This is a genomic window from Flavobacterium acetivorans (genome assembly GCF_020911885.1).
GTDB classification, from domain to species: domain Bacteria; phylum Bacteroidota; class Bacteroidia; order Flavobacteriales; family Flavobacteriaceae; genus Flavobacterium; species Flavobacterium acetivorans.
Genome location: NZ_CP087132.1, coordinates 3,245,326 through 3,270,975, shown reverse-complemented (window position 1 = coordinate 3,270,975; position 25,650 = coordinate 3,245,326). Strand labels below are relative to the sequence as shown.

Annotated in this window: 15 protein-coding genes; 8 read left to right on the top strand and 7 right to left on the bottom strand. The window is 37.0% G+C overall.

Annotated features, from left to right (window positions below; all coding sequences use genetic code 11):
* Positions 1-79 precede the first annotated feature (79 nt).
* Together LNP19_RS14155 and lpdA are read left to right on the top strand one after the other, a co-directional pair.
* On the top strand, positions 80-538 hold the full coding sequence (locus LNP19_RS14155) for an Lrp/AsnC family transcriptional regulator (RefSeq protein ID WP_230062544.1): 459 nt from the start codon (positions 80-82) through the stop codon (positions 536-538).
* 124 nt (positions 539-662) lie between these two features.
* Complete coding sequence (gene lpdA, locus LNP19_RS14150) at positions 663-2,066, top strand: dihydrolipoyl dehydrogenase (RefSeq protein WP_230062543.1); 1,404 nt, start codon at positions 663-665, stop codon at positions 2,064-2,066.
* Positions 2,067-2,150: 84 nt separating this feature from the next.
* Here the strand turns inward: lpdA and LNP19_RS14145 are convergent, their stop codons facing one another.
* Positions 2,151-2,531 (bottom strand): DoxX family membrane protein, encoded by a 381-nt coding sequence (locus LNP19_RS14145; RefSeq protein WP_230062542.1) that lies wholly within the window; start codon positions 2,529-2,531, stop codon positions 2,151-2,153.
* 265 nt (positions 2,532-2,796) lie between these two features.
* On the opposite strand from LNP19_RS14145, the gene LNP19_RS14140 reads away from it, so the two are divergent.
* The 4 genes from LNP19_RS14140 to LNP19_RS14125 all read left to right on the top strand — a co-directional run bounded on the left by LNP19_RS14140 (position 2,797) and on the right by LNP19_RS14125 (position 13,770).
* A complete protein-coding gene (locus tag LNP19_RS14140; RefSeq protein WP_230062541.1) occupies positions 2,797-4,083 on the top strand; it encodes an anthranilate synthase component I family protein in 1,287 nt (428 codons plus the stop codon).
* A gap of 50 nt (positions 4,084-4,133) precedes the next feature.
* The gene (gene tilS, locus LNP19_RS14135) at positions 4,134-5,462 is read left to right on the top strand and encodes a tRNA lysidine(34) synthetase TilS (protein WP_230062540.1); all 1,329 of its coding nucleotides are present in this window, start codon (positions 4,134-4,136) and stop codon (positions 5,460-5,462) included.
* A gap of 30 nt (positions 5,463-5,492) precedes the next feature.
* The gene (locus LNP19_RS14130; protein WP_230062539.1) at positions 5,493-7,538 is read left to right on the top strand and encodes a protein-disulfide reductase DsbD family protein; all 2,046 of its coding nucleotides are present in this window, start codon (positions 5,493-5,495) and stop codon (positions 7,536-7,538) included.
* A 391-nt stretch (positions 7,539-7,929) separates the two neighbouring features.
* Complete coding sequence (locus tag LNP19_RS14125; RefSeq protein ID WP_230062538.1) at positions 7,930-13,770, top strand: MBG domain-containing protein; 5,841 nt, start codon at positions 7,930-7,932, stop codon at positions 13,768-13,770.
* 144 nt (positions 13,771-13,914) lie between these two features.
* Here the strand turns inward: LNP19_RS14125 and LNP19_RS14120 are convergent, their stop codons facing one another.
* From LNP19_RS14120 to LNP19_RS14100, 5 genes are all read right to left on the bottom strand, one after another.
* Positions 13,915-15,228 (bottom strand): ammonium transporter, encoded by a 1,314-nt coding sequence (locus tag LNP19_RS14120; RefSeq protein WP_230062537.1) that lies wholly within the window; start codon positions 15,226-15,228, stop codon positions 13,915-13,917.
* A 324-nt stretch (positions 15,229-15,552) separates the two neighbouring features.
* Entirely contained in the window at positions 15,553-16,854 is a 1,302-nt protein-coding gene (locus LNP19_RS14115; protein ID WP_230062536.1) for an amidohydrolase family protein, read from the bottom strand.
* Between the two features lie 34 nt (positions 16,855-16,888).
* Entirely contained in the window at positions 16,889-19,894 is a 3,006-nt protein-coding gene (locus LNP19_RS14110; protein WP_230062535.1) for an amidohydrolase family protein, read from the bottom strand.
* Between the two features lie 173 nt (positions 19,895-20,067).
* Complete coding sequence (locus LNP19_RS14105) at positions 20,068-21,141, bottom strand: alanine/ornithine racemase family PLP-dependent enzyme (protein ID WP_230062534.1); 1,074 nt, start codon at positions 21,139-21,141, stop codon at positions 20,068-20,070.
* A 143-nt stretch (positions 21,142-21,284) separates the two neighbouring features.
* Positions 21,285-21,719, bottom strand: a complete 435-nt coding sequence (locus tag LNP19_RS14100; protein WP_230062533.1) for a GNAT family N-acetyltransferase — start codon at positions 21,717-21,719, stop codon at positions 21,285-21,287.
* 602 nt (positions 21,720-22,321) lie between these two features.
* Here LNP19_RS14100 and LNP19_RS14095 point away from each other — a divergent pair.
* Together LNP19_RS14095 and LNP19_RS14090 are read left to right on the top strand one after the other, a co-directional pair.
* Positions 22,322-23,857 (top strand): YifB family Mg chelatase-like AAA ATPase, encoded by a 1,536-nt coding sequence (locus LNP19_RS14095; RefSeq protein WP_230062532.1) that lies wholly within the window; start codon positions 22,322-22,324, stop codon positions 23,855-23,857.
* A 252-nt stretch (positions 23,858-24,109) separates the two neighbouring features.
* Complete coding sequence (locus LNP19_RS14090; protein WP_230062531.1) at positions 24,110-24,715, top strand: REP-associated tyrosine transposase; 606 nt, start codon at positions 24,110-24,112, stop codon at positions 24,713-24,715.
* Positions 24,716-24,779: 64 nt separating this feature from the next.
* Here the strand turns inward: LNP19_RS14090 and LNP19_RS14085 are convergent, their stop codons facing one another.
* Positions 24,780-25,481: a hypothetical protein gene (locus LNP19_RS14085; RefSeq protein ID WP_230062530.1), complete on the bottom strand. Its 702-nt coding sequence runs from the start codon at positions 25,479-25,481 to the stop codon at positions 24,780-24,782.
* Positions 25,482-25,650 lie beyond the last annotated feature (169 nt).

The window sequence follows — 25,650 nt, the reverse complement described above, 5'->3', positions numbered from 1 at the left end:
AATCGGTAAATATTTTATTAGTTAGATTTATTTTCTATTTTTATTCAAATTGTATACCTTTTACCAAAAAAAATACAGCATGACTTTGGATTTAATAGATAAAAAACTGCTCAAACTGCTGCAAACCAACAGTAAGAAGACTACTAAAGAATTGTCTTTGGATCTTAATCTTTCAGTGACTGCGGTTTATGAACGAATTAAAAAACTTGAAAGAGAAGGAATTATTGATAAATACGTTGCCGTAGTCAATAAATCCAAAGTAGAGAAAGGTTTTGTTGTTTTTTGCCATTTGAAACTCATCCAGCACACCAAGGAATTTCTCACCAAGTTTGAAAGTGAAGTGGTGAAACTTAAGGAAGTTCTGGAATGCTATCATGTGAGCGGTGATTATGATTATATTCTTAAAATTGTCGTAAAAGATATGGAGGCTTATAGAGAATTTTTGGTTACTAAGCTTACTATTTTGCAGCATATAGGCAGTACCCACAGTACTTTTATGATAAGCGAAGTAAAAAGTACTTCGGTAGTCGATGTGTAAAAAAGGAATCTTTGATGTAGTTTTGCTAATTCCTAACAAAAAACCTCTTGTTTTAAACTTTAAACAAAACTTAATTCCTTAATTTTGTAATCCAAAAAAATAATACTCACATAAAAAATATACTATGAGTTCATTTGACGTAGTCATTATTGGTTCTGGCCCAGGAGGATATGTATCAGCGATTCGTTGTGCACAACTAGGTTTCAAAACAGCAATTATTGAAAAATATTCCACTCTTGGAGGAACTTGTCTTAATGTAGGCTGTATTCCCTCTAAGGCATTATTATCATCTTCTCACCATTTTGCAGAAATTAAACATTTTGCAGATCATGGAATTGAAGTTTCAGGAGAGGTGAAAGTAAACTTGGAGAAAATGATTGCCCGCAAAAAAGCAGTGGTAGATCAAACTTCTGGAGGGATTAATTACCTAATGGATAAGAATAAAGTAACTGTTTTTAATGGTTTGGGTTCATTTGTAGATGCTACTCATGTAGCTATTGCCAAAGAAGACGGAACAACGGAAACAATTGAGGGTAAAAACATCATCATTGCAACAGGTTCTAAGCCATCTTCTTTACCTTTTATCAAAATTGATAAAGAAAGAATTATTACTTCTACAGAAGCTTTGGCTTTAAAAGAAGTGCCAAAACACCTTGTTATCATTGGTGGTGGCGTAATTGGTATCGAATTAGGACAAGTATACCTGCGTTTAGGCGCACAAGTATCTGTTGTGGAATTTATGGACCGAATCATTCCAGGAATGGACAGTTCGTTGTCTAAAGAATTGACTAAAGTCTTGAAGAAACAAGGAATGAAATTCTATGTTTCCCATAAAGTACAGTCTGTTGAAAGAAATGGAGAAGCTGTTACAGTTCAGGCCGAAAATGCTAAAGGAGAAACAATCACTCTTGAAGGAGATTATGCTTTGGTTTCTGTAGGGCGTCGTCCATACACAGATGGATTGAATGCGGACAAAGCGGGAGTTAAAATTTCCGATAGAGGACAAGTAGAAGTAAACGACCATTTGCAAACTTCGGCTTCTAATATTTATGCCATTGGAGACGTGGTTCGTGGAGCAATGTTAGCACACAAAGCGGAAGAAGAAGGAACTATGGTTGCTGAAATTTTAGCCGGTCAAAAACCACATATCGATTACAACTTGATTCCAGGGGTTGTTTACACTTGGCCAGAGGTGGCTGCTGTGGGACAAACAGAAGAGCAATTGAAAGCTTCTGGAGCTGAATACAAAGTTGGAAGTTTTCCTTTCAAAGCATTAGGTCGTGCTAGAGCGAGTGGAGATTTAGATGGTTTTGTAAAAATCCTTGCCGATGCAAAAACGGATGAAGTCCTGGGAATTCACATGATTGGAGCCAGAACAGCTGATTTGATCGCTGAAGCAGTTACTGCAATGGAATTCAAAGCTTCTGCTGAAGATATTTCAAGAATGTCTCATGCGCATCCTACATTTGCAGAAGCAATAAAAGAAGCAGCATTGGCAGCTACAGATAATAGAGCTTTACACGTATAGTTTCTTAATAGATTTTAAAAAAAGCCGTTCAATTGAACGGCTTTTTTTATCGCGTATATTTTTGATTTACAATGTTTTAGCTATTTAATTATCAGCAATGAAAAGACCTTTATAGTTTTTCCAATGGGTAAAAATTAGAAAGATGTTGCCGACAAAAACAAAAAGAGCAATAGGTAAGTTCTCTGGAGTTAAAAAGTAATTAATCAGTAAAATATTTATGGTTACCGGAAAAATAACAAGGTTGGCCAAGGTCATATATTTACCAGTAACAAAGGATAATCCACATAATAATTCGAGTGTTTTTGCCAAAGGGATTAAGTAAGTAGATGCTACCAGACCAACTTGAAATGCTTTGAATTCTCCTGTGGAGACTGGCTCGGGTGTTAGATGAAAAAAGTAACTAACAGAGGTATAAAGAAACAATAACCCAAGCATGGTTCGAATAATAATAGTTGCGATTTTCATAGTATTTAGGTTTAGTGGTTTAAAGACTAAAAAGAGTTCCACATCTCCAACTATAATTTTGCGGAACCGTATAATAAGTTTGCCGCCTTTCGTGAGCTTTTTAAAAGCCAAGCTCACGCTTTTTTAGAAATCCTGATGAATAGAATTAAGGGTTTTAAACTCAATAGATTAATGTAAATTTACAAAAAAAAGGGACTAATTTTCTGATAATCGAATATTTATGGATTTTTTTTATCGTAATTTTGAATTTTAAAGAACATATTTTTTGAGAACTTCAGTTTATAAGCCTATTCCCGATACAAAATTGTTTAAACAACAACTTTTATTTTGGGCGCAACAATTTCGGGAAGTTATTTTTATGGATAGTAATGATTATCCGCAAGCGTATTCCAGTTACGATTGTATGCTGGCAGTGGATGCTTTTACGTCTTTAAAAACAGATTATTATAATGCTTTTGAAGATTTAAAACAGTACCAACAAACAACTAAAGACTGGCTTTTTGGTTATTTAGCCTATGATTTAAAAAACGACGTCGAAGATGTACAATCCAATAACTTTGACGAACTGGGTTTTCCGGACCTCTTTTTCTTTCAACCCAAAAAAATATTTTTACTAAAAGGGAATCAACTCGAAATCTCTTATCTCTCCATGTGCGATGATGAATTAGAGCAAGACTTTGAAGAAATAAGAAGCAGTCAAAAGCAACAAGAAGAAACAGCAGAAAGTTTGTTAATTCAGCAACGAATTTCTAAAGAAAGCTATCTTCAAAAAGTTTCCAAAATGCTCGCTCATATTCATCAGGGAGATATTTATGAAGCTAATTTTTGCATGGAATTTTATGCCGAAAATGCCCTTTTCAACCCCTTGGATAAATTTCAAAAATTGAACGAAATTTCCAGAGCTCCTTTTGCCGTTTTTTTTAAAAACAACAAGCATTTTTTACTTTCGGCCACCCCAGAAAGGTATCTGAAAAAAGAAGGAGAAAAGTTGATTTCGCAGCCTATTAAAGGAACTTCTAAACGTTTTTCTGACCCAATCAAAGATGAGGATGCTAAGAATCAATTAACATTAGACCCAAAAGAACGTGCCGAAAATATTATGATTACTGATTTGGTTCGCAATGATTTATCCAGAATAGCCCAAAAAGGATCAGTTGCCGTGGACGAATTATGCGGGATTTATTCCTTTATACAGGTGCACCAAATGATATCGACCATCACCGCAAAACTAGATCCCCAATACAATGTCATTGACGCCATTAAAGCTACTTTTCCTATGGGAAGCATGACTGGAGCTCCAAAAATTTCGGCGATGAAAATTATCGAAGAATTAGAGGAGACTAAACGCGGATTGTATAGTGGAACGGTCGGTTATTTTACTCCAAACGGAGATTTTGATTTCAATGTGGTCATTCGCAGTATTTTATACAATCAAGAAAAGCAATATGTTTCTTTTTCTGTTGGGAGTGCCATTACGTCGCAATCCATAGCTGAAAAGGAATACGAGGAATGTTTGCTCAAAGCAAAAGCAATGAGGGAGGTTTTACAATAGTTGCCATTTTAGTATTCGATAGTATAGTTTAATTTTTTAATTTTTGAAAGATGTTAGTCAAACTTAAAAAACATATCGTTGAAAATTTTCAGTTTCTGGAAAATAAAAAGCTTGTTTTGGCCACCAGTGGTGGTTTAGACAGCATGGTCATGGCTCATTTATTTCAGCAATTAGGTTTTGACATCGCGCTTGCGCATTGTAATTTTCAACTTCGAGGCCTGGAGAGTTTCGGAGATCAGACTTTTGTTCAGGAATATGCCGCAACAAATGAAATTCCGCTTTTTATTACCCAATTTGATACTGAGGCTTTTGCCAAAGACTATAAACTTTCGACTCAGCTTGCCGCTCGCGATTTGCGCTACAACTGGTTTTATGAGCTCTTAGAGACAGAAAACTATGATTATATTCTCACGGCGCACCATGCTGACGATAATTTAGAAACTTTTTTGATAAACCTAAGTCGGGGAACGGGTTTGGAAGGATTGGTTGGGATTCCTGAACAAAATGACAAGATAATCCGACCGCTTTTGTTGTTTTCTCGCCAAGAGATCGCTAATTATGCCGCCGAGAATACAATTCAATGGAGGGAAGACAGTAGCAATGCTTCGGATAAGTATTTGCGAAATAAAATTCGCCATGATTTGGTTCCGTTGTTTAAGGAGTTAAATCCGCAATTTATCGCTTCTTTTCAAAAAACACAATCTTATTTGCAGGATGCCCAAACCATGCTCGAAGACGCTGCAATTATGGTGTACCAACAGGTGGCTAAAAAGAAAGGAGACGAAATTTATTTTGACTTAAAACAATTGAAAAGATTAGCCAATTACAAATCGTATTTGTACCAATGGCTGCATGAGTTTGGATTTTCGAGCTGGAATGATGTATATGATCTAGTTGAAAGCCAATCAGGTAAACAAGTTTTCTCGCCCGATTTTCGATTGTTGAAAGACAGGGATTCTTTAATTCTGAGCCCAATACATTCTGAAAAGGAAAAATCAGAATATTTTGTCAATAAAAATAGTACAGAAGTTAATTTCCCCTTAAATCTTTCGTTTTGCAAAGTATCGGACATTAGCCTTCCTACAAATACCGCTATATTTGTCGACGAAGATCAATTAGAATTTCCATTGGTTTTAAAAAGATGGAATCAAGGAGATCTTTTTCAACCTTTTGGGATGAACGGAAAATCTAAAAAAGTAAGCAAATTTTTTAAAGATGAAAAGTTATCCTTAATAGAAAAGGAAAATAGTTGGATTTTATGGTCCGGTAATAGAATTGTTTGGATTGTAGGGCTTCGCCAAGACGAACGATTTAGAATCATTAATACAACAAAAAATATATTGAAAATAGAGTTAGAAGATGGAAGTCAAAGATTCTAAAAATACCACTAAATGTTTAAATAAATACTTATGAAGAAAAAAGTTGTTTTTTTACTGCTTGCTTTTTTAGCTTTTGCCAATGTGAATTCGCAGATACTGGATCCGGCAAAATGGACTACTAAAATTGAAAAAAAATCCGATAACACATATATATTAATCTTTGATGCTGTTATCGAAAAAGACTGGCATCTGTATTCCCAGTTTACCAAAGATGGCGGTCCACTGCCCTTAGAAGTTGTTTTTAAAAATCAAAAGGACAACTTTACTCTTATTGGTAAAGCCAAAGAAAGTAAAACAAGAACGGCTTATAATGACATTTTTGAAGTTGATGAAACCTTTTTTGAAGGTAAAGCCCAAATTCGACAAGAAGTTAAGGTAACTAATCCTAAGCTTACTAAAATTGAAGTGGAATTGAATTACCAAGTTTGTAAAGAGGTTTGTATCAATGTAGAAAAGAAATTTAGTTTTGCTCTTCCGGCCTTTAGTCCCGAAGCGGCAACTTCAAAAATGGAACAAGCTGTAGTTCCTGTTGCGACAGATTCAATAAAAATAGATACACTTGCTGCGCCTAGTTTAGGGGCTAGTAATTATACGGAAGCGACTACTGCTCCTGTAAAAGACGCTGTAGAGGAAACAGCATCTGATTCTCAAAGAGGACTTTGGTCTATATTTTTTATAGCATTTCTATCCGGTTTTGCAGCCTTATTGACTCCATGTGTTTTTCCGATGATCCCTATGACGGTGAGCTTTTTTACCAAACAAAGTAAAACAAAAGCTCAAGGGATTAGAAATGCTATTATTTATGGAGTTTCGATTATCTTAATTTACGTTTTATTAGGCTCGTTAGTTACTGCTGTTTTTGGCGCTGATGCCTTGAATGCTTTGTCTACTAATGTGTGGTTTAATATTATTTTCTTTATACTATTAGTGGTTTTTGCTGCTTCATTTTTGGGAGCATTCGAAATTATGTTGCCTAATTCATGGGCAAATAAGGTAGACAGTCAGGCAGATAGAGGCGGTATTGTGGGGATTTTGTTTATGGCTTTAGCCTTGGCAATCGTGTCCTTCTCTTGTACAGGACCTATTGTAGGAACACTTTTAGTCGAAGCAGCTTCCAAAGGTGGTATCGCTCCAATAATTGGGATGCTTGGTTTTTCATTGGCTTTAGCCTTGCCTTTTATGCTTTTTGCGATGTTCCCAGGATGGTTAAACTCTTTGCCTAAATCAGGTGGTTGGTTGAACACAGTGAAAGTGGTTTTAGGATTTTTGGAATTGGCCTTGGCTTTCAAATTCTTATCAAATGCAGATCTGGTATTGCAATTGCATTTATTGGAAAGAGAAGTTTTCTTAGCCATTTGGATTGCAATTTTTGGAACATTGGCCTTTTATTTATTCGGAAAAATTACGTTGCCTCATGACAGCCCAACTACACATATTTCGGTAGGAAGATTAATGACGGGATTGTTGGTATTAACTTTTACGGTCTATCTAATTCCGGGACTTTGGGGAGCGCCTTTAAAGATAATAAGTGCTTTCCCTCCTCCAATGGAATACAGTGAAAGTCCTTTTGGAGTAGGTGGTTCGAAAGGAAGTGCATCAGCTGCTGAAGTTTTGCCCGATGGAGCCAAAAGTGGCCCACATGGAATTATTGTTTTTGACGATTATGAAAAAGGATTGGCTTATGCTAAAACAATAAATAAACCCATTATGCTCGATTTTACAGGCTATGCTTGTGTAAATTGCAGAAAAATGGAAAACAACGTTTGGTCTGATTCAAAGGTATTACCTATTCTAAACAATGAAGTGGTGCTTATCTCTTTATATGTCGATGATAAGAGAGAATTGCCTAAAAATGAACAGTTTGTTTCTAAAACAACGGGTTCTGAAATTGAAACAGTGGGGGATAAATGGACTGATTTTATGATCACAAAATATAAGACTAATACCCAACCCTTATATGTGATTACAGATTTAGAAGGAAATAATTTAAATGCCGAAAAACCAACCATAAGTTATGTAGGCGTAAACGAATATGAAACTTGGTTGAAAGCCGGAATTTCAAATTTTAAAAAGTAAAATCTGGAAAAAGATTCTTCTTTAGTTGTCTGTCTAGTCCTAAAAAAACCTGTTCAAATTTTTGAACAGGTTTTTTTATGCGTTTAAAAAGAGTTCGAAACTTAAGTATCTTTTTTATTCTTTCTGCTTTGCAAAAAGTTAAAAGATGCAATTGAAAGAGCTTTTCATTCCTTTAATCGAAAATGTATTAAAAATAAGATTAATGTATTCTTAATTGTATAAATTAGTGTTAAGTATTTGTTTTTTAATGATTTATATTAGTGTTTTTGTTATTAATATAAAGGATTTGTTGCGGTAAAGTCAAAAAGAGAGAAACTTCATTCGGTTGATTTTACATTATTATAGTCAGGCATTCCATATTCGTTATTTTATTATTTCTAATTCGATAAATATGAAAACATTTCTACCTAAGCCCGCATTTTTAACGATTGTTTTTTTTATTGCCAATTTGTTTTTTGCCGGTGCAGCTTTTGGGCAGGCAACGGTCACTACAGATAAAGAGGATTATGCTCCCGGTGAGTATGTAATTATTAGCGGTAGCGGATGGCTGCCTGGGGAAACCGTGACTTTACATTTTGATGAAACCCCAAAGCCGGCAACATGCCTTCTTCCACACGACATGACTGCTGTGGCTGATTCTAATGGTACTATTTTCAATAATCAGTTTTTAATAAAAATTAACCATATTGGAGTTTCTTTTTTATTAACGGCTACAGGAGCAACAAGCGGTTTACAAGCTTTTGCCTCTTTTACTGATGGGAATATTAGGATTAAAACTAACTCTGGGACTATTTCTGTTTCTGCTTATAATCATGATGGGCCTGGATGTAGTGGTAGTTCTGGCTCTGAAACAGTTACACTGGTTGGGACTTCTAATCCGGGTGAGAGTGTAGCTGTTGCAGATAATAACAAATCGTCTTTTATTAAGGCACCAGCAGTAAATAGTCTTAATCAGATTTTTAGTTCTTGGACTACAAATGATAGCTATACAACGCCAGACAGTAATAAGCCATATGAGATTTGTGTGGTAGGTAAAAATGGAACGATAGATTTTACTGCAAATTATATTGCCTGTACGGCACCTCCTGCTCCCACAATAATTAGTCCTATAACCTATTGCCAAGGTTCATTAGTCAATGCTTTGACAGCAACAGGAAGTAACTTATTATGGTACACTACAGCAACTGGGGGAACAGGAAGTAGTACTGCGCCAACTCCCTCTACAGTTTCTTCAGGAACAACAAGCTATTATGTAAGTCAAACGGTAGGCTGTGAAAGCTTAAGAGCGAGAATTGATGTAGTAATTAATGGAATTACTGCAGGAGTAATTGGCAAAGGAGCAACTCAACCCGGACCAGGTTGCGGAACATTAGATCCTGGGATTACTTCTACAGTAAACGCGATTGGCTCAAGTGCTCCTAGTTATATATGGCAACAAAGTACAGATGGAGGAATAACTTGGTCAACAATTGCCGAAACATCGAGTCAGTACAATCCACCTCTTTTGAATATCAGCACCTCTTTTAAAAGGATTGCTACTTCAAGCCTTAATGGTGTTAGTTGTTCTGCCGAATCTAATATTTTAACCTTCGAAGTTAATCCTTTACCTATAGTAGCTTCTATATTGCCAGGTGGTACGACCAATGTTTGTGTAGACTCTGCTTTACAGTTATCAAATGCAACTCCAGGAGGCGTTTGGAGTAGTTCAAATACTGGAATCGCAACGGTAAATGCTACAGGGCTTGTAACTGGTGTTTTGGCGGGTAATGTTACGATTAGTTATACTGTTACGGATGAAGCTTCTGGATGTTTTAAAGCTGCAAATAAAACAGTAAATGTATATGCTTTGCCAACAGCTCCCACCGCAGTGAATTTTACTGGTCCTTATGACGGGATAGTACATACCAGCTCTGCAACTGTGGCTGCCGGAGAAACGATAGATTGGTATACTACCGCTACAGGTACGACAACAACAACTGCTCCTACAGGAACTAATGCAGGGACATATTCTGCTTATGCAGAGGCTAGAAATACTACAACGGGCTGTAAAAGCGCTACTAGAACACTTGTCACTGTGACAATCAGCAAAGCCGATGCTTTGGTGAGTGTTAGCGGTTATTCCGGAGTTTATGATGCTTTGGCGCATGGCGCAATAGGCAGCGCAACCGGAATCGGCTCGATAGACTTAAGTTCCGGTTTGAATTTAGGTTTAAGCTTTACAGACGTTCCTGGTGGCACCGCTAATTGGACCTTTGATGGCGGAATAAATTACAATAACGAATCGGGAAGTGTGGCTATAGATATCAGCAAAGCCGATGCTTTGGTGAGTGTTAGCGGTTATTCCGGAGTTTATGATGCTTTGGCACATGGCGCAATGGGAACGGCTACCGGAATCGGCTCGGTAGACTTGAGTTCCGGTTTGAATTTAGGTTTAAGCTTCACAGACGTTCCTGGTGGCACCGCTAATTGGACCTTTGATGGCGGAATAAATTACAATAACGAATCGGGAAGTGTGGCTATTGATATCAGCAAAGCCGATGCCTTGGTAAGTGTTAATGGTTATTCCGGAGTTTATGATGCTTTGGCGCATGGCGCAACAGGCAGCGCAACCGGAATCGGCTCGGTAGACTTAAGTTCCGGTTTGAATTTAGGTTTAAGTTTTACGGACGTTCCTGGTGGCACGGCTAATTGGACCTTTGACGGTGGAATAAATTACAATAACGAATCGGGAAGTGTGGCTATTGATATCAGCAAAGCCGATGCCTTGGTAAGTGTTAATGGTTATTCCGGAGTTTATGATGCTTTGGCGCATGGCGCAACAGGCAGCGCAACCGGAATCGGCTCGGTAGACTTGAGTTCCGGTTTGAATTTAGGTTTAAGTTTTACAGACGTTCCTGGTGGCACGGCTAATTGGACCTTTGATGGCGGAATAAATTACAATAACGAATCGGGAAGTGTGGCTATTGATATCAGCAAAGCCGATGCCTTGGTAAGTGTTAATGGTTATTCCGGAGTTTATGATGCTTTGGCGCATGGCGCAACAGGAAGCGCAACAGGAATCGGCTCGGTAGACTTGAGTTCCGGTTTGAATTTAGGTTTAAGTTTTACAGACGTTCCTGGTGGCACGGCTAATTGGACCTTTGATGGCGGAATAAATTACAATAACGAATCGGGAAGTGTGGCTATTGATATCAGCAAAGCCGATGCTTTGGTGAGTGTTAGCGGTTATTCCGGAGTTTATGATGCTTTGGCGCATGGCGCAACAGGCAGCGCAACCGGAATCGGCTCGGTAGACTTGAGTTCCGGTTTGAATTTAGGTTTAAGTTTTACGGACGTTCCTGGTGGCACGGCTAATTGGACCTTTGACGGTGGAATAAATTACAATAACGAATCGGGAAGTGTGGCTATTGATATCAGCAAAGCCGATGCCTTGGTAAGTGTTAATGGTTATTCCGGAGTTTATGATGCTTTGGCGCATGGCGCAACAGGAAGCGCAACAGGAATCGGCTCGGTAGACTTAAGTTCCGGTTTGAATTTAGGTTTAAGTTTTACGGACGTTCCTGGTGGCACGGCTAATTGGACCTTTGACGGTGGAATAAATTACAATAACGAATCGGGAAGTGTGGCTATTGATATCAGCAAAGCCGATGCCTTGGTAAGTGTTAATGGTTATTCCGGAGTTTATGATGCTTTGGCGCATGGCGCAACAGGAAGCGCAACAGGAATCGGCTCGGTAGACTTAAGTTCCGGTTTGAATTTAGGTTTAAGTTTTACGGACGTTCCTGGTGGCACGGCTAATTGGACCTTTGACGGTGGAATAAATTACAATAACGAATCGGGAAGTGTGGCTATTGATATCAGCAAAGCCGATGCTTTGGTGAGTGTTAGCGGTTATTCCGGAGTTTATGATGGATTAGCGCATGGCGCAATGGGAACGGCTACCGGAATCGGCTCGGTAGACTTGAGTTCCGGTTTGAATTTAGGTTTAAGCTTCACAGACGTTCCTGGTGGCACGGCTAATTGGATCTTTGATGGCGGAATAAATTACAATAACGAATCGGGAAGTGTGGCTATTGATATCAGCAAAGCCGATGCTTTGGTGAGTGTTAATGGTTATTCCGGAGTTTATGATGCTTTGGCGCATGGCGCAACAGGCAGCGCAACCGGAATCGGCTCGATAGACTTAAGTTCCGGTTTGAATTTAGGTTTAAGCTTTACAGACGTTCCTGGTGGCATCGCTAATTGGACCTTTGATGGCGGAATAAATTACAATAACGAATCGGGAAGTGTGGCTATTGATATCAGCAAAGCCGATGCTTTGGTGAGTGTCAGCGGTTATTCCGGAGTTTATGATGGATTAGCGCATGGCGCAATGGGCAGTGCAACTGGAATCGGCTCGGTAGACTTAAGTTCTGGTTTGAATTTAGGTTTAAGTTTTACAGACGTTCCTGGTGGCACCGCTAATTGGACCTTTGATGGCGGAATAAATTACAATGACGAATCGGGAAGTGTGGCTATTGATATCAGCAAAGCCGATGCTTTGGTGAGTGTTAGCGGTTATTCCGGAGTTTATGATGGATTAGCGCATGGCGCAACAGGCAGCGCAACTGGAGTAGGATTGATAGACTTGAGTTCCGGGTTGAATTTAGGTTTAAGCTTCACAGACGTTCCTGGTGGCACGGCTAATTGGACCTTTGATGGCGGAATAAATTACAATAATGAATCGGGAAGTGTGGCTATTGATATCAGCAAAGCCGATGCTTTGGTGAGTGTTAGCGGTTATTCCGGAGTTTATGATGGATTAGTGCATGGCGCAACAGGCAGTGTAACTGGAGTAGGATTGATAGACTTAAGTTCCGGTTTGAACTTAGGTTTAAGTTTTACGGACGTTCCTGGTGGCACCGCTAATTGGACCTTTGACGGTGGAATTAATTACAATAACGAATCGGGAAGTGTGGCTATTGATATCAGCAAAGCTCTCTTGACAGTGACCGCTGATAATAAAATGAAATATTGCGGACAGACGAATCCAACCTTTACCATACAAATTACTGGATTTATGAATGGTGAAACAGCAGCAGTTTTAGATGTTCATCCATTAGCAACTATATTAGGAGATAATCAGACTATAGCCGTATCTGGTGGTGCAGATAATAATTATGGCTTTAATTATGTAAATGGTCTTTTAACAACCATCGGTATAAACATCGATGCCTCTGCAAGTAGCGCGCCTGTTCCTGTAAATTCATTGGCTAAATTGAAAGCGACTGTAACAGCTTCGCCGGTGATCCCAGGGTTATCATTAGCGGGTATTCCAGTATTGTTTACGCTGGATAATGGCAATGGAGGTCTAACCACCTATGACGCCACCACAGACGCTACAGGTTTAGCTATTACATCAGGAATTAGTCTGCCGGTAGAAATGTATCAGGTAAACGCTACAGTTAGTCCTTGTGCTTCGTCAATGGCTTATTTGCCAGTATACGACCCAGATGGAGGATTTGTTACTGGTGGAGGATGGATTAATTCTCCTGTAGGTGCTTATGTTGCAAATCCTTCATTAATTGGTAAAGCTAATTTTGGTTTTGTGGCGAAATATAAAAAAGGAAGTGCCCTAGTTGATGGAAATACGGAATTTCAATTTAATGCGGCTAATTTAAACTTCAAAAGTTCAAGCCATGAAGCCATGACATTGGTGATTTCAGGAGCAAAAGCAACATATAAAGGGGTGGGGACTGTAAACGGTTCTGGCAACTTCGGATTTATGGTTTCTGCAATTGACGGACAAATTACCGGTGGCGGAGGAACTGATAAATTCCGTATTAAAATCTGGGATAAGAATAACGGAAATGCTCTTGTTTACGATAATCAGAATGGAGCTGCTGATAATACAGATGCAACAACCGTTCTAGGTGGCGGTTCCATTGTGATACATGAAGTTAAGAAAAAGAATGCTAAGATGGAAGTATTGGAGGCTAAACCGGAAATAGTTGCTTTTAGCATCACTGCTTATCCTAATCCTTCAAGTCAATATTTTAACTTGGAACTGGCGGGAATCAGTAATGAAAAGGTAGAAGTTTCAGTATTTGATGTATTGGGCCGAATGGTGAAACATATTGAGAATAGCAATAACAAGCTTATTAAGTTTGGTGATGATTTCCCATCTGGCGCTTATTTGGTATTGGTGCGTCAAGGAACAGATCAAAAGACAATCCGATTGATAAAACAATAGGATTCTCTTTGTTGTTAGAATTAAAAAAACTCCATTTCAATTTTAATTGAGATGGAGTTTTTTAATAGTGTTCAATGACTAATTGATTATTGGAAAAAAACAGTTTGAAAATCAATTTATATTATCCTTTTTTGTAAAGAAGATTTATAGATATTCTCCGTGTTGCGAAATATCCAAGCCTAATTCTTCTTTATCTTCACTGACTCTCAAAGGAGTGATTTTGTTCACTATAAAGAAAAGGAAATAAGAAGCTGTAAAGGCAAAAATGGAAACAATAATTAAAGCAATTAATTGGTTGAAGAACAATGTTGTTTCTCCAAAGAGAAGACCTTGATCTACTACTCCAGGGTTTACCGCTTTTGAAGCAAAAACACCAGTCAAGAGCATTCCCGTCATACCACCTACGCCGTGGCAAGCAAATACGTCTAAAGCATCGTCAATCTTGCCTTTATGAAATTTACTCACCATGAGGTTACTTACAATACTGCTAAATACACCTATGAAAATAGCATGAGGTATACTTACAAATCCTGCAGCGGGCGTTATTGCAACTAAACCCACTACGGTTCCAATGCAGGCTCCCATGGCGGACAGTTTGTGTCCAAGGATTTTATCAAAGAAGACCCAAGCCATTCCGGCAGCAGCAGCGGCCACAGTGGTGGTTCCAAGTGCTTGAACGGCCAATCCATTTGCCCCTAAAGCGGAACCAGCATTAAAACCAAACCATCCAAACCATAATAAACCGGTTCCTAATAATACATAGGTAATTCGTGCTGGATTTACTTTTTGGTTTTTTCTTTTTCCTAAAAATATGGCTCCAGCCAATGCCGCCCAACCTGCGCTCATATGAACAACGGTTCCTCCTGCAAAGTCCAGAACACCCATTTTGAAGAAAAGACCTTCAGGATGCCAAGTCATATGACACAAAGGGGTATAAATAAGCAAAATGAATAGTACCATGAATAATAAATAGGCCCAAAAACGGATTCTTTCGGCAAAAGCCCCTGTGATTAATGCAGGTGTAATAATGGCAAATTTAGCTTGGAATAAAGCAAACAACAGGAATGGAATAGTAGGGGCTAAACTCCAGGATGATGTTGTGTTTACATTTTGAAAAAACAAATATGGAGAAGGGTTCCCAATTATTCCTCCTATCGATGGGCCAAATGATAAACCAAAAGCGATGATAACCCAAAGAATCGTAACTATTATCATCGCCATAAAGCTTTGAAGCATGGTGCTAATAACGTTTTTTTTACCAACCATTCCTCCATAAAAAAAGCCTAAGCCAGGTGTCATTAATAGGACAAGCGCAGTAGCAACAATCATCCAAGCCATATCTCCGGTGTCAAATGCAACCGCTTTAGTAGATATTGGGCTATCAGATAATAAAAAACTCGAAAATAGGGTTAAAATCAGAATGGTGATTAGGATCACACTTAGAATAATTTTTCGCATTGTTTTTAGTTTTAGTTTTTGTAAAAATATAAAATGATTCAATGCCCTATTTAAAATAGGTGTTCTGTTGGTTATTTTTATTGAAATTTAAATTTGACCCCTTTGAAATTATGGGTGTTCTTGTATTTTTTTGTTATTTTTGGTGAATTATTAATCTTTTTTTTAAATTTGGGATTTTGAATTGAGACTAAGAAGTATTTTTTGACTTTAATTTGGAAGTAAAATAAAAAAAAGCGCCAATCACAAGGGTTGTGATTGGCGCTTTTTTAGTAATGATAGAAAATAGTTCTTCTGATTGTTCAGCCTACTGTTATTTTTTAAAACTTATTGTTGACCGAATTTCTCTTTGTAGATCTTGTTTAGTTGACTCTGATGATTTTCTAAGTTTATCGTTCTTCCTTGGATGAATGCTTTAGAAATTTTATTGGTTCTCATGTCTAAGGCGTCTCCATCAGAGATGAATAAAGTAGCATCTTTTCCTTCTTCGAGTGTGCCACATAGATTGTCAATTCCTAATAATTTAGCGGTATTAGAAGTAATCAACTGCAAGGCTTGTTCTTTGTCTAAGCCGTAAGCCGCACAAGTTCCGGCAAGAAAAGGTAAGTTTCTTGTATTCATACGCTCCATGTCTCCGCTGTTTTCTAATCCTACAACAATTCCTTTATCGGTTAGGATTTTTGCCATTTTATAAGGCAAATTCACATCTTGATCATCATTTTCGGGCATATCATGTACTCTTTTCAATAATACGCCTATGTTGTTCTTTTTAAGAAGATCTGCTGCTTTATAAGCTTCAAAACCACCTACAATCACTATTTTTTTGATTCCGTTTTCTAAGGCTAAGTTTGCGGCATCAATGATTTGCAGCTCTTTATCGGCATGGATGAATAAAGTTTGCGTTCCGTCAAACAATCCTTTTACCGATTCAAAGATTAAATTTCTCTCCTTTGCGGTATCTGCTAGATACGATTTAGCATTAGTTAAAAAACGGGTTATTTCTCCCACTTGTTTTGAGTAATCTTTGTTAAGGGTTGATGCCGCAGGCTCAGCCCACCAACCATTTTGTCTAAATGAGGATGGAAAATTTAAATGAATTCCATCATTTTCTTTCATCAAGCCATCTTGCCAGTTCCAGGAATCCAATTGTACGATAGAAGAAGTTCCAGAAATTCTCCCGCCACGAGGGGTGATTTGAGCTATTAATATTCCATTTGGTCGTACTGTTTCGATTACTTTTGATTCGGCATTATAAGCAATGATGCTTCGAACATTAGGATTGAAAACCCCTATTTCGCTTTCATCGTCCGATGATTTTATGGCATCAATTTCAACTAATCCCAAAGTCGAATTTGGAGCAATAAATCCGGGATAAACTTCTTTTCCTGTAGCATCTATAGTTTCGTCATAAGCATCTTTGGCTAATCGGATTTGCGTAGCATCGGCCACGAGCGTTATTTTTCCGTCTTTGAATCCAATGGCGCTGTTTTGAATTATTTTTCCGTTTCCTAAATGTGCTATTGCATTTAGGATTAGTATTGACTTTGTTTGTTTTTTAGCAGGAGCATGTTGAGCTGCCATGGATAAACTAAGTATAAACAGTGCTAAATATCTTTTTTTAAGTATCATTTTATATTTTTTTTCAATTAATGAATCGCTCTTTTTAGTCTTCCAAAGTGTCACAATGGTATTCAACTTTAATTCGTTTTTTAGGTTCTTGAGTATTCATTCCTTTGTTTTTTTCCTCTAGCATCTGACCTATAATTTCGTTTCTCTCTTTATCAATAGCTACTCTTTTTGCTTCGTCTTTTTTGGCATCATAGTAAACAGTACCTTCAATAACTGTTTTTTCGGCTTGAGCATAAATTGATAGGGGATTAGTGCTCCACAATACGATATCAGCATCTTTACCTACTTTGATACTTCCTACTTTATTGTCAATATGTAATAGTTTTGCAGGATTTAAAGTCACAAATTTCCAAGCTTCTTCTTCAGAAATGTTTCCGTATTTTACGGCTTTTGCGGCTTCTTGATTTAGTCTTCGAGACATTTCGGCATCATCAGAGTTGTATGCCACTACTACGCCCGCATTGTGCATTATTGGGCCATTATAAGGGATTGCATCATTTACTTCAAATTTATAAGCCCACCAATCAGAAAAAGTAGAGGCACCCACACCGTGTTCTTTCATTTTATCGGCAACTTTATATCCTTCCAGGATGTGTGTAAAGGTGTTGACTCTAAAATTGAATTTTTCGGCTACCTGCATTAACATCAAAATTTCGGATTGCACATAAGAGTGACAGCTTATAAATCGCTCCTGATTTAAAATTTCGGTTATGGTTTGTAATTCGATGTCTGTTCTTGGCATTTTGCCTTTGTTTTTCTTTGAAGCTGCATTGTATTTTTTCCAAGTGGCTTCATATTCTTTGGCGCGTTGAAAATAATCAGTAAAAACTTGTTCTACACCCATTCTTGTTTGTGGGAAACGGGTAGGGTTGTTAATTCCCCAATTGGCTTGTTTTACATTTTCTCCCAAAGCAAATTTGATGAATTTAGGTTGGTCTTTATATAGCATTTCCTCTGGAGCTGCTCCCCATTTCCATTTTACGATTGCTGATCTCCCTCCAATAGGGTTTGCTGAACCGTGAAGTAATTGTGAAGTGGTCACACCACCGGCTAATTCTCTATAGATATTAATATCATCAGAGTTAACAACGTCTTCTATCGTAACCTCTGCGCTGGAATTATGTCCGCCTTCATTTACACCATTTGAAATGGCGATATGAGAATGCTCGTCAATGATACCACTTGTTAGGTGTTTTCCTTTGGCATCAATAACTGTTGCTGCGGCATCATTAAGATTATTACCAATAGCGGCAATTTTACCATTTTTTACCAGAACATCAGTTTCGGTTAAAATGCCTTCTTTTTCATTGGTCCAAACTGTCGCATTCTTGAATAATAAGGTTTCTTGTTTTGGTTTTTCAGCATTTCCAAAAGCGATATTAGGATAGCTAACCGGAATTATAGTATTATTTTTTGATTCATCTTTGCCTTTGTCTTTTGGTTTTTCGTTTTCGAAAGCGGCTGTTTTTACCGCAGACCAATTCGACTCTTTTCCATCAAAGAATATTACTTTGCCGGTCAGATTTGGCGAGTTTTCAATATAGCCGCTAAGTCTGTTGAAATTAGTTTTCACAGAGTCTTTGCTTTTTACAATTAAAGAAATCCAATTGTTAGCAAGGCTAATTTTTGAGTTTACCTTAGTTGAATCTAATGTTTTGATTTCAGATTCTGGAGCTGTAATTTCCCCTTTGATGATTAATTTATAAGGAGTATTGTCAACGGTTAAATCATAACTTCCACGAATGTCTTTTGCCGCGATGTCTTTGATAACGTACTTGCTACCTCCAACCCAGTTTTCATAAATAGTTGTTTTTTTGTCAAAAATCTCACCAGATGTAATTAAGAAATTAGCCAAGCTTCCGTTTTTCAAGGAACCTATTTCGTTACTTTTCCCCAATAAAGAGGCAGGAATAGTTGTTAGGGCTTCTAAGGCTTTGGTCTTGTCAAAACCATATTGGATTGCTTTTAAAAGATTAGTTCTGAAATCATCCATTTTTTTAAGCTTATCAGTAGTTAAAGCAAATGTGATTCCGTTATCTGATAACACTTTTAAGTTCGTTGGAGACTGATTCCATAAACGCAAATCGGCAAAATCCAATTGGCTTGCCAGATAGGGATTGCTTACGTCAAAGGCTTCCGGAAAATTGATTGGGATAATATAAGAAGCATTCGTTTTTTTTATTTCCTCAATTCTTTCAAATTCATTTCCAGCTCCCTTAAGGATGTAATTCAATCCAAATTCTTTAGCAATCTTAGCGGCTCTAAGGCTGTTTAATTTGTCTTCGGTGGCAAAAATCTGAACCAATTTCTGATTGTTTATCATGGCTTCCAATGATAAGTCCGTTGTGGTTGCATTTCCATTTTTGTACCAATCTAAATCAAAGTACATTTGGCGCAATAAAGCAATCATTCCCATTAAGGAACTTGGGTAGGCTTGGTTTGTGGTGGCGCTTTTGGTAAAGCTGAAGTGATTTGTTATTTTATTAGCCAAAAGTCTTTTGCTGTTGTCTTCATTGTTTAAAGCAATCAAAATACCGCTTCCTTGTGCAATTCCATCGGCAACATGGGTTCCTACTATACCAAAACCAGCTTTCAAAAGTTCTTCGGCTTTGGTATTATCGTATTGAAAGTTTTGGAAAGCATCCGTTTCGGGTTTGATATGCTCGTTCCAATAGTATCCTTCTTTCTTAGTATCGTATAAAGGGTTTTGGCGATTTCCTTCGCCTCTTTTAGGCTTTTCGATCCCAAAAGTGGTGTACATATCGATAAAAGAGGGGTAAATTGATTTTCCTTCAAGATTTACTACAATCGTATTTTTAGGAAGTGTTACAGCTTTGCCCGCACTTATTACTTTTCCGTTTTGAATCAGTAAAGTTCCTTTGTCGATAACTTGAGTTGGAGTGACAAAAATTTTGGCATTTGTAAATGCAGTGTAATTATTGTTCTTGTTTTGGACACTTTCATTATTGGGAAAGTATTCCTGTGCATCAATTTTTGGGATAAAAATTAATAAAAAAAGGAGGGAAAAAAATCTTTTCATAGGGTTAAGGTTAATTTTCTCTAAAAGTAAAAAATCAATTCTTAATTATGCGAAGAAATATAGAAAAAACCTCACTTTTGTCTTTTTTTGAAGGTATTTAATAGTAGGTAGGTACAAAAAAGGAAGATAGTTCAATGATATCTTCCTTTTTTTTGACAAGGCTAAGTGTTTTGTTAACCAATGGTTTTTTCGATATAATCAGAGCTTAAAAGATAGAGTGCTCCCATATAGCGTATTTTGAAAGAGACTAAATCGCCTATTTTATAGTTTTTCTTAGAATTAGAAATGTCAATTACCAGCATATCTGAACTGGCGTCAATAATGGTAATATCATCGTCTTCTGGTTCTATATATTGTGGTTGCATGTCTAGCAGTCCAATGTCAAGAATGGCTCTCAAGGAAGTTCCTCCCAGATCTTCATTTTCGTCCATTACATAGGTGTTTCCTACGCCGCTTTCTCCCAGTTCTCCTGTTGGAATGTCTGGTTTTTCGGTGATTTCAATAATTTCTGTGTACAGTTTAAAGACATCATTGTGCATGCCTTCTATGGTTTCACCGGTAAAGAGATCTTTGCCAAAGAATAAGGCTTCACCAATCCTAAAATGATTTACCGCCATAGGACGAGCATTTTTTAGAATCAACGGTATTGCCACTGATGTTCCGCCAGAAACCAGCGGGATTTCAATGTTAAATTTAGCTTCTATCAGTTGTTTGTATAAGCTCAATTGGATTAACTTGTCTTGGGTAGGCATGACTCCGCTAAGACAATTTAGGTTGGTGCCAATTCCTAAAATTTCTATGTTGGGCATTTTTAAGATCGCCCCGTAAAATTCGATTAATTCTTCGCCCATCACTCCCTCACGTAAATCTCCCATCTCGATCATGATGATAATCTTGTGGGTTTTATTTTGTTTAGCAGCTTCATTGGACAGTAGTTGAATCGTATAAATTTCAGTATTAAAACTGACATCGGCATAGCGAACAATGCTTTCGATACTGCGTTTAGCCGGCGGTTTTATGTATACGGTTTGTATATCAGGATCTAGGGATTTAATTTTTTTTAAGTTACTAACGCGCGAGTCATGAATTTCACTTACACCCAAGGCCATAATTTCTTTTAGGTAAATTTTGTTTCCACACAACAGTTTAGAAACTACGCCCCATTTTATATTTCTGGATTTGAATATGCTATCTAAAAATTGATAATTCTCTTCTAATTTTTTTCTGTATAATTTTATAAAGGCCATATTATTCTGTTTTTTTTCGAGAAAAGAAACCGTTTTTTAGAGCTTCTTAACCCTTTCCCGAAAGCTCGGGATTTTTTGTATGCTAGCTTTTTGTCCTTGCATAAAAGACACTACATTTTAGATTAAAAATTGTCTCTGTTGCACTATTTGATGAGACGCATTTCTAGGTATTTGTTCGTAAATCCGAGTTTTTCGTATAATTTTTTGGCAGGATTGTCCGGCTCCACATGAAGTGCAATATTTCCTTCGGCAATAGAGATGGCTTTTTGCATCAATTGCTTTCCGTATCCTTTGCCACGTTGGCTGTTGTCAACGGCGATATAAACCAAAATGTTTTCAGGAATAAAATCCTTCATTCCGGTATTGTTCAAAATCACAACGCCTACCATTTTATTGTCGTCTAAACCTACCACAATGTTTCCTCCTTTGTCAGGATTCATTACATAAGCGATGCATTTTAGAATGTCTTCCATTTTATCACCATATTCTTCTAAATGTGTATATAGAAATTGAGCAATGATTTGATTCGTGTATATTTTGTCTTCTGCTGAGGTTGCATTAATTATTTTGAATTCCATTTTGTTTTTCTTTTTTGTTAGTATGATAAAGTGATAGGGTAACGAATAAAAGTAATGAAATGCTTATTCTGTAAATAGTGGCATCCAAATCTTCGGCTAATTTTATTCAACTCCTTAGATAGCCTGCATATAAACAACAAAGTTTGCATCAACAATTATGTGCATTTGGTTTAATTTTTAGATTATTTTAAAGCCTGTATATGGAATTTTTCCAAAAGGCAAAAGAATGCAGCGTACTGCAAAAAGATTGATTTTTCAGGATGATTTCAGTAAGAAGAAATCGTAGAATGGCTTGAGTGAATTATTGATAATAAATCAGCGTTTAAGCCCAAAAAACAAATAAATATCGGCAAATATAAGAAATTATATCTTAAAAGATAATAAAAGTGGTTTTTGATCTCTTTCTGAGGAGTGACAGAATGCCTAAAATTTAAAAATGAGCTTAAAAATTAAATTCAAATATTATTTTTTAAAGTGTTGTTGTACTGTTTATTAGCCTAGATGGACTTTGGATTTATATTTTGGGTGATTGTTTTTAGAAAACGAATAAAATAGTATAGTTGGCGTGCGAATTTTCATTATTTTTAAGAAAAATATCTGCTATGCTAGTAAAAGTTTTTGGAAGTGCCGTTTTTGGTGTAGAGGCTACAACAATTACAGTTGAAGTAAATATTGATAAAGGAATCGGTTACCATTTAGTTGGTCTTCCCGATAATGCAATCAAGGAAAGCAGTTATAGAATTGCCGCAGCGCTAAAAAACAATGGGTACAATATGCCCGGCAAAAAAATTACGATTAATATGGCTCCCGCCGATTTGCGCAAAGAAGGATCAGCTTATGATTTGACTTTGGCGATTGGTATTTTGGTCGCTTCAGGACAGATAGTTTGCCATGAGTTTGACAAGTATATCATTATGGGAGAACTTTCACTCGATGGAAGTTTGCAGCCCATTCGTGGCGCCTTACCTATTGCCATAAAAGCTAAAGAGGAAGGTTTTAAAGGTTTTTTTCTTCCAAAACAAAATGTAAAAGAAGCCGCAATTGTTGCTGGATTAGATGTGTATGGAGTCGAAAATGTTCAGGAAGTGATTGATTTCTTGGAAGGAAAAGGAACGCTGGAACCGACAACTATAGATACACGAGCCGAATTTTATAAAGACTTAGACTTTGCAGAATTTGATTTTTCAGATGTGAAAGGGCAGGAGAGTATCAAACGTTGTATGGAAATTGCCGCTGCCGGAGGACACAACATAATTCTGATTGGCCCGCCGGGAGCCGGAAAGACGATGCTTGCCAAGCGTTTGCCCAGTATTTTACCGCCCATGACTTTGAGGGAAGCGCTGGAAACTACTAAAATTCATAGTGTGGCCGGAAAACTCAAAGAAGTAGGTTTAATGAACCAACGTCCTTTTCGCAGTCCACATCATACAATTTCTAACGTAGCTCTTGTCGGTGGAGGAAGTTATCCGCAACCGGGTGAAATTTCAATGGCGCATAACGGCGTTTTATTTTTGGATGAATTGCCTGAATTTAAGCGGGATGTTCTCGAAGTGATGCGTCAACCGCTTGAAGATAGGGAAGTGACGATTTCCAGAGCCAAATTTACCGTCACTTATCCGTCGTCGTTTATGTTGGTGGCCAGTATGAACCCGAGTCCGAGTGGTTTTTTTAACGACCCTGATTCGCCCCAAACCTCTTCACCCCACGAAATGCAACGCTATTTGAGTAAAATTTCGGGACCTTTATTGGATAGAATTGATATTCACATCGAAGTGACGCCTGTTCCTTTCGAAAAATTATCCGAAGACAGAAAAGCAGAGAGCAGTGTGGATATCCGAAAAAGGGTTACGGCAGCGCGAGAAGTGCAATCGGTACGATTTGAACAAATGGAAAATATACATTATAATGCCCAAATGAATACCAAACATATTCGGGAATTTTGCGCTCTTGATGAAAGTTCTAAAGAATTATTAAAAACAGCTATGGAGCGACTAAATCTTTCGGCTAGGGCTTATGATCGAATTTTGAAAGTAGCCAGGACTATCGCTGATTTGGATGCGGCTCCAAAAGTGGTTTCGAGCCACATTGCTGAAGCGATTCAGTATAGAAGTTTGGATCGTGATGGCTGGTTGGGTTAAAATAGATTGCAGTTGTATAGATTATGCTCCGCAAAGTCTCCGACTTTGCGGTAGTGACTCTCAGTTTTCAACCTATTTTATTTTAGATTGTTTGATTTTTATGTCAGTCACAGACTGACGAACGCATCCTCAAAGTCGGAGACTTTGCGGAGCGAGTGTTAAAATAGATTTCAGTTGTATAGATTATGCTCCGCAAAGTCTCCGACTTTGAGGTAGTGATTTTCAGTCTATGACTGACCCTAAAAAGAGAAAATGAAAGATAAAGAAGGATTTATAATTCGAGACCAATCTAAACCGCATTTTATAACCGCGACGGTTGTAGACTGGGTTGATGTTTTCTCTAGAAAAATCTATAAAGATTGTATTATTGAGAGCTTGGATTTTTGCATTAAAAACAAAGGAATGATTTTGTATGGATTTGTAATTATGTCCAATCACATTCATTTGATTATTCAATCAGAAAACAATACATTATCTGACTTGATTCGGGATTTCAAGAAGTTTACGGCAAAGACTATTTTGAGTAAAATAGAAACTGAGCCGGAAAGTAGAGCCGATTGGATGCTGAAACGTTTTGAATTTGCTTGTAAAAGTCACAGTCGAAATAAAAAATATCAGTTCTGGCAATATGGGAGTCATCCTGAAGAAATTTTTTCAGAAAAGTTCTTTTGGTCTAAATTGGATTATATACATTTGAATCCTGTTCGAGCAGGAATAGTGGCCAAAGCTTCTCATTATATATATTCCAGTGCTTCTAATTATGTCGAAGATAGTGGAATTATAGCAATTACAAAAGTTGATAATCCAGTAATTGATGTTTTGAAACCACAATCGATTAGTGCTTTTGATAAGTGGTGATAAAGGTCGGAGACCTTATTACGCATCCTCAAAGTCAGAGACTTTGCGGAGCGGGTTTTTTTATTTAAGGCAATAAGTCTATCCCTTTTTCGGCTATAAATTTCACACTTTCTTTTATTAAGTATTTACTTCCTTCGGATAAAAACTCCTTTATTAAAATTGGTCCTTGTTTAGATATTTTTCCCCAAACCACGGATAATTTTTTAATTACCCATTTTTTTGATTTTTTGGTTAAGTTTTCTCTTAATTCAATTACTTCATTTATAATATTGTCAATTTCAGCTTCATTCTTTTCGGTCTTGTATTTTTCAATATTATTTTGAATTTTTTCTAAATGTTCATCTAATAATAGAATTTGCTTGACCTTTAATGGATTTATTTCGGCATCTTCATCAATAATTTCAAATTCAGTATAATATTCATTTGCAAATGCTTCTACAATATTGTCATCAAATATTGATTTTATATTGTCGTACTCTTCCAAGATATTTACCCAACTTTGAAACTCTTTTTCTAAAAGATTTACATTAACCCATTTTCTATCAATTTTCGTCGCTAAATCACTGTGAGGTTTACGATTTACTAAAACAGAAAATGCAGGTTGGTTTTTAAAGTCTTCGATTATAAAATGAAAATCGGAATTTTTGTCTTTACCGACAAACTTAATTAAATATTGATCTTGAGGAATGATTTCAAAAATTGTAGATTCTTTTTTTAAAAAAGGTTCTAATGTTTTTAAAATTTGTAAAGGTATTTTTTTCTTCATATTTTTCATTTCTGCGGTAAAATGCCTGCCAACTAGTAAATATATATGACAAAATCATACAAAGTCACCCAATTTAGGCTAGATAGGTATGATAATAATCATAATCATACTATTTATATCAAATATATTAAATTTTTCTTACAAATTACCTGTGTTTTGTAAATTCAAA

Coding starts and splice junctions, on each gene's coding strand:
- LNP19_RS14155 (WP_230062544.1), top strand. CDS start 80: ATGACTTTGGATTTAATAGATAAAAAACTGCTCAAACTGCTGCAAACC.
- lpdA (WP_230062543.1), top strand. CDS start 663: ATGAGTTCATTTGACGTAGTCATTATTGGTTCTGGCCCAGGAGGATAT.
- LNP19_RS14145 (WP_230062542.1), bottom strand. CDS start 2,531: ATGAAAATCGCAACTATTATTATTCGAACCATGCTTGGGTTATTGTTT.
- tilS (WP_230062540.1), top strand. CDS start 4,134: ATGTTAGTCAAACTTAAAAAACATATCGTTGAAAATTTTCAGTTTCTG.
- LNP19_RS14130 (WP_230062539.1), top strand. CDS start 5,493: ATGAAGAAAAAAGTTGTTTTTTTACTGCTTGCTTTTTTAGCTTTTGCC.
- LNP19_RS14125 (WP_230062538.1), top strand. CDS start 7,930: ATGAAAACATTTCTACCTAAGCCCGCATTTTTAACGATTGTTTTTTTT.
- LNP19_RS14120 (WP_230062537.1), bottom strand. CDS start 15,228: ATGCGAAAAATTATTCTAAGTGTGATCCTAATCACCATTCTGATTTTA.
- LNP19_RS14115 (WP_230062536.1), bottom strand. CDS start 16,854: ATGATACTTAAAAAAAGATATTTAGCACTGTTTATACTTAGTTTATCC.
- LNP19_RS14110 (WP_230062535.1), bottom strand. CDS start 19,894: ATGAAAAGATTTTTTTCCCTCCTTTTTTTATTAATTTTTATCCCAAAA.
- LNP19_RS14105 (WP_230062534.1), bottom strand. CDS start 21,141: ATGGCCTTTATAAAATTATACAGAAAAAAATTAGAAGAGAATTATCAA.
- LNP19_RS14100 (WP_230062533.1), bottom strand. CDS start 21,719: ATGGAATTCAAAATAATTAATGCAACCTCAGCAGAAGACAAAATATAC.
- LNP19_RS14095 (WP_230062532.1), top strand. CDS start 22,322: ATGCTAGTAAAAGTTTTTGGAAGTGCCGTTTTTGGTGTAGAGGCTACA.
- LNP19_RS14090 (WP_230062531.1), top strand. CDS start 24,110: ATGAAAGATAAAGAAGGATTTATAATTCGAGACCAATCTAAACCGCAT.
- LNP19_RS14085 (WP_230062530.1), bottom strand. CDS start 25,481: ATGAAGAAAAAAATACCTTTACAAATTTTAAAAACATTAGAACCTTTT.